This window comes from Bradyrhizobium sp. 197 (assembly GCF_023073375.1).
Lineage (GTDB): Bacteria > Pseudomonadota > Alphaproteobacteria > Rhizobiales > Xanthobacteraceae > Bradyrhizobium.
Window position 1 is genome coordinate 1 of the sequence record NZ_JADPJJ010000167.1, and the last position, 5,196, is coordinate 5,196.

At 58.4% G+C, this 5,196-nt stretch carries 3 protein-coding genes and 2 pseudogenes; 4 read left to right on the forward strand and 1 reads right to left on the reverse strand.

The window, feature by feature from the left end; translation table 11 throughout:
• Positions 1 to 309: 309 nt before the first annotated feature.
• Positions 310 to 1,155, reverse strand: a complete 846-nt coding sequence (locus IVB27_RS37170; protein ID WP_247447590.1) for an alpha/beta fold hydrolase — start codon at positions 1,153 to 1,155, stop codon at positions 310 to 312.
• 230 nt (positions 1,156 to 1,385) lie between these two features.
• Here IVB27_RS37170 and IVB27_RS37175 point away from each other — a divergent pair, with 230 nt between their 5' ends.
• The 4 genes and pseudogenes from IVB27_RS37175 to IVB27_RS37190 all read left to right on the forward strand — a co-directional run bounded on the left by IVB27_RS37175 (position 1,386) and on the right by IVB27_RS37190 (position 4,635).
• Positions 1,386 to 2,828, forward strand: coding sequence for a DUF1254 domain-containing protein (locus tag IVB27_RS37175; RefSeq protein ID WP_247447592.1), 1,443 nt, complete (start codon positions 1,386 to 1,388; stop codon positions 2,826 to 2,828).
• A 232-nt stretch (positions 2,829 to 3,060) separates the two neighbouring features.
• A pseudogene (locus IVB27_RS37180) lies at positions 3,061 to 3,822 on the forward strand (IS5 family transposase).
• 46 nt (positions 3,823 to 3,868) lie between these two features.
• Positions 3,869 to 4,095, forward strand: a pseudogene (locus IVB27_RS37185) (NADH-quinone oxidoreductase subunit B); the annotation flags it as partial.
• Between the two features lie 258 nt (positions 4,096 to 4,353).
• Positions 4,354 to 4,635 (forward strand): hypothetical protein, encoded by a 282-nt coding sequence (locus tag IVB27_RS37190; RefSeq protein ID WP_247447591.1) that lies wholly within the window; start codon positions 4,354 to 4,356, stop codon positions 4,633 to 4,635.
• The last annotated feature ends 561 nt before the right edge of the window (positions 4,636 to 5,196 follow it).

Genomic DNA, 5,196 nt, shown 5'->3' on the forward strand with positions numbered 1-5,196 from the left:
ATCTTCGCCCATTGGGCGTCAGTCAAAACGAATCGGTCCATCCCAAGCTTGAATCACAACCAAGCCCCGATGAGAATCCTGAATCCCAACAGACCCTAGGGCGTGAACCCATAAATTTGGAGCGGCGGTGGACGTCCGCTTTGGTGCAGATAACGGATTCATGTCGGACATACTTCCATGTCCGAAAAGGGCCAGGAACGGACTCGTGCACCGCAGCAGTTATCTTCTCTGTTCCATCACCTCGTCGGCGCGCGCGAGCGGGTCATTGGGGCTAAGAGCGGAGTGAAAGGTGTACCTGAACGGCCGTTTTTAATGCTCCGAAGTAAACTTCAAAACAGCTTCGTTGAAAGCTTTTGGGTTCTCAGCGGTCATTGCGTGACCCGCAGAAGGAATAATGACCGGCGGCTCGAAGTTGCCCCGATTTTGCATCTCAGAAATCAAAACACCATACAGCGGCGGCGAGTTCTCGCCATTTATCATAAGGACGGGGAAATTGAAATTTCGCAGGTCTTCGTCTGTGGTGAGAGGAAGTGGATCATCGACGATCGCCGTCCGAATATTCTGAAGAAATTCTTTCTGCCGCCCCGCTGATAAACTCTGCCAGTAGTCCGGACCGACCAAGCGATGCATGAAGCGGGCCGTGCCGCCCTCAACATCTCCATGGGATACATCTTTCCGCAAATCAGCAAACAATTTTGATCGGAAGGCCGTCGCCGTTAAATTCGCTTCCGTTTCAGGAAGCTCAAGCCTGACGCCTGCATCCGCCAGAATGAGGGTCCGGATGAAGTCAGGATATTTTTTCGCCACTTCGATAGCAACTGCACCGCCGCGAGAAGCACCCAACAAGTGGACCGGACCAAGGTCCAGCTTTTCTACGAAGACGCCAACATCGTCGGCGTGCTGGGCGAATGAGAAATCGTTTCCCACGCCGTCCCACAATTCAGGGAAATAATGCCTGAGGCTTACGTTCAGAACTCGATGGTGTTGGGAAAATGGTTCGAGCTGATCCGGCCAAATTCGATAATCACAGAACGATCCATGGACCAGGACAAGCGGGGGGCCAGCTCCACGATCTTGATAGGCCATGGGATAACCATTGACCTCGATCCAATTTACATCAGCAGCGATCGACCACCTGGGCGGAAGATAGGACATCAGGAAAGCTCCAGTACTGGCCCGTCAATGGTCCCAAGTCGTACCACTTTGGGATCGAGCAGGGTACTAGCTGCGCTGAGGCCGCTTAGGGTCAACAACGGACCTCCGGGCATGCTTAGGGTTGTCCGATTTTGCATTGTCAACCATCGCGGCAGGTGCGAAACTTCTCAAACCGATCTACGAGCAGCGCATGCGCGCTTGAGTACAAAGAACTGGAAGGACTGCGGAAAATGTTTACTAAGCGCGATCTTCTTCGTTCGGCCGCCTTGGCGGCCATCACTGCATCGACGGCGAAGTCTGTCCCCGCGTACTCACAGACCAGCGCCGACCGCCCAGGTTTCTTCAAGGCAAAAGATATTGCCGAGGCAGGGTTTATCTACGGCCTGCCTATCGTGATGAACTATGCCGTCATGCATGAATATGCGATCGATCGGAGTTCTGGGCAGTTCAAGGCTCCGTTCAATCAGATCAAGAACGAACCTAACGTCTTCACCTACAAAGATACGGCAATCGTCACGCCAAATAGCGACACGCCCTATTCCTTCGTGTGGATGGATTTGCGGGCGGAGCCGGTGGTGCTCTCGGTGCCGGCGATCGATCCGAAACGCTACTACTCGGTCATGCTCTGCGACGGCAATACCTACAATTACGGATATATCGGCAGCCGTGCCACAGGGAGCGAAGCCGGCGACTACATGGTGGTCGGGCCCGACTGGAAGGGCGACACCCCGGCGGGCATCAAGCAGGTGTTTCGTTCGAGCACACAGTTCTCCGTCGCGGGCTATCGCACCCAGCTTTTCGGCGCGGATGATCTCGACAACGTCAAGAAGGTGCAGGCTGGCTACAAGGTGCAGATGCTATCGGCCTATCTGAACCAGACGCCGCCCCCGGCCGCCCCGACCATCGATTTCCCCAAGATCGACAAGGAGCTCGTGAAGACCAACTTCTTTGAGTTCCTTGACTTCGCGCTGCAATTCGCACTACCGCAGGAGAACGAGAAGGAGATACGCGCCCAACTCGCAAAGATCGGCGTGGGACCCGGCAAGACCTTCAACTTTAAGGACCTCCCTCTGGAGCAGAAGCTGGAGATCGGCCTTGGCATGAAGGAAGGCCAGCGGAAGGTCGACGAGGCCGTCGCCAACACGGGCAAGGCGATCAATGGCTGGCGGGTTAGCGGTCTTCCAGGCGACAGCGCCCACTACAATGGCGACTGGTTGAAGCGTGCCGTCGCCGCTCAGGCCGGCATTTATGGGAATGACCCGGCGGAAGCGACCTATCCGTTCACGCGCGTTGACAGCGATGGTCAGACGCTCGACGGCAGCAAGAACAGTTACACCCTGACATTCGCACCGGGCCAGCAGCCACCGGTGAACGCGTTCTGGTCGCTGACCATGTATGACGGCAAGTCCCAGCTCCTGATCGAAAATCCCATCAACCGCTATCTGATCAACTCGCCGATGCTGCCGAACATGAAAAAGAATGCGGACGGATCACTAACGCTCTACATTCAGAACAAGTCGCCCGGCCCTGACAAGGAAGCAAACTGGCTGCCGGCGCCGAACGACACGATCTATCTTGTCATGCGGCTCTACTGGCCGAAGACCGAAGCACCTTCGATTTTGCCGCCGGGCGAAGGGACATGGCAGCCGCCCGGCATAAAGCGAGTCGCATAGAGAGAGACAGAGAGCGGCCAACTAAAGGCACGAGCACCACGGTGAAGAACCTCATTGCCCGTGCGCGGCTGATCGAACGGATGCAATGTCGCCTTAGGGTCATTCGCGTCGATTTTGGCATGTCCGGGATATGTCCGCTTACGGGGTAATCTCGGAAGTATTGGTCCTCCGGTTGCCGGTTGAAGGCATTGGCTTGGTCGTGATTCAAGCGTCCAAACCGGAGCCTCGAATCATGCGGTATGAACTCACGGACTTTGAATGGGCTGCCATCAGGTCGTTTCTGCCGAACAAGCCGCGTGGCATTCCCCGTGTTGACGATCGGCGCGTCCTGAACGGCATCTTTTGGGTTCTGCGCTCAGGCGCTCCCTGGCGCGACCTGCCGGTATACTATGGCCCCCGCACCACTTGCTATAATCGCGTTGTCCGTTGGCGGCAGGCCGGCGTCTGGGACCGGATTATGGACGCACTGGCCGCAGGTCACGACGCGGCTGTACAGATGATCGATACCTCGGTCGTGCGGGTGCACCAGCACGGAGCCTGCATCGCAGATAACAATCACCAAGATATAGGGCGCTCGCGAGGGGGTCTAACAAGCAAGATCCACGCGGTGGTGGACACCAATGGCCTGCCGGTCCATCTCGCCCTCACGCCCGGTGAAGCGCATGACAATCGGCTGTGTTCGGTTCTGCTCAGCGCGTTGCTCCCACAAACAATGTTGCTCGCGGATCGCGGATACGACGCGAACTGGATCAGGGAGCTTGCCCGACAGCAAGGAGCTTGGGCGAACATTCCGCCGTAAAGAAATCGGAAGGACCCAATCTGCTTTAGTCCCTATCTGTATCGTGCCCGCAACTTGATCGAACGGTTCTTTAACAAGATCAAGCAATGTCGGCGTGTTGCGACTCGATATGACAAGCTCGCAGCTAACTATCTGGCGTTCGTCAAACTCGCCTCAATCCGAATTTGGCTGCGTGCTAATGAGTCCACGCCCTAGCCACAGCGCTCAGGGACAGCCGGACAACGCCTCCGATCCCTATTTCATGAGCATCCGCGACGATCTTGCCGACAAGGGTTTCTTCGGCAACAGCGGAGGAGTTCGGGCTTGCCTGCTGCGCTGTCGAGATGATGCAGATGTCAATGCCCGCGCTATGACGCGGAACGTTTCGGATTCGCGCCGCGAGCATCGCCACGCCAATCCGACGTGATCATCGTGGCCGGCACCCTGACCAACCAGATGGCCACCCCCGGATTGGGAAAGTGCGAAGACGTCGCTGCGTGCTCTTGCGCCACTTGCTGCCGAGATCGTCATCACCGGACACGGCGCGGCCATGCAAGCTCCGGAGATGCGCGCCGCTCTCGACGCCTTTGCTGAACGCTTCGATGAAGTTGCCGTGCCTTCGCAATACCGGCGTTGAGACAGCGTGTGCCGTCGATGACGACGGCAACGCCGAATGAATTTGCGTGGGTAGGAACGGTCGATGCCGCTCATGATTGGTTCGACATTGAAAGCTCAAGGAGAAACATCATGCGTACGACAATCTTGATGATCTTGACGGCCGCGATGCTCGCAGGCACTTCAGTCGGCGCAGCGTTCGCGCAAGGTGCCGGTGGCGCGGGCGCCGGTGCTGGTGGCGCGGGCGCCGGTGCTGGTGGCGCGGGCGCCGGTGCTGGAGCCGGCGGATCCGCCTCCGGCGGCGGCGGTGGCGGCATTACGCATGTCGAGCGGGGTGGCCAAGGTGCCTCGAGTCCTCCCGGCATGCGCAACGAGACGACTCCGCCGTCCAATGGCACCATGCCGCGTCGTTAGCGTTCGCGGTTCGGGGTCTCGAAGCCGCACCTTTCCGACCAAAGAGGAAACGTTGAAAAGGGCCGACGAAGCCGGGCTGGTGGAAGATTGCGAAGGCCAGCCCGCTCTTGAGGACGAGCTCAAGATCAAGGCGTGCTCGCCGGATCCGAACGTCAAAACGACGAAGACCTTGATTGGACGCCGGCGAAGCCGGCGTCCTGATCCAGGTCAGCATCCTTTGCAGATGCTTTTGATCTTTCGATCTACGGTGGAGCCCTGGGAATTTTCAGACCGGATTTCCGCGTCGCCTTGCATCGACGGACCTGGTGTCGCCGTTCCATCGATCCGTCCGCTGCTGGTTCCGCCCGCGAGGTTGCCGGGTCGGCCGACGGTGGTCGATCCTTGCGGGCCCCCGCTCGATTGAGCCGTTCCTGCTGCATTTGTCCCGCTGGCCGCTGTGCCCCGGGACGCGTCGCCGGCGTTCCCTCTGTCAGACGGCAAACTGCCGGTTTGGCTGGTTGTCGCCGAAGTCCCCCCGCCCAAAGCGCCCCCGGCGCCGACGCCACTGGTGCTGCAAACCGG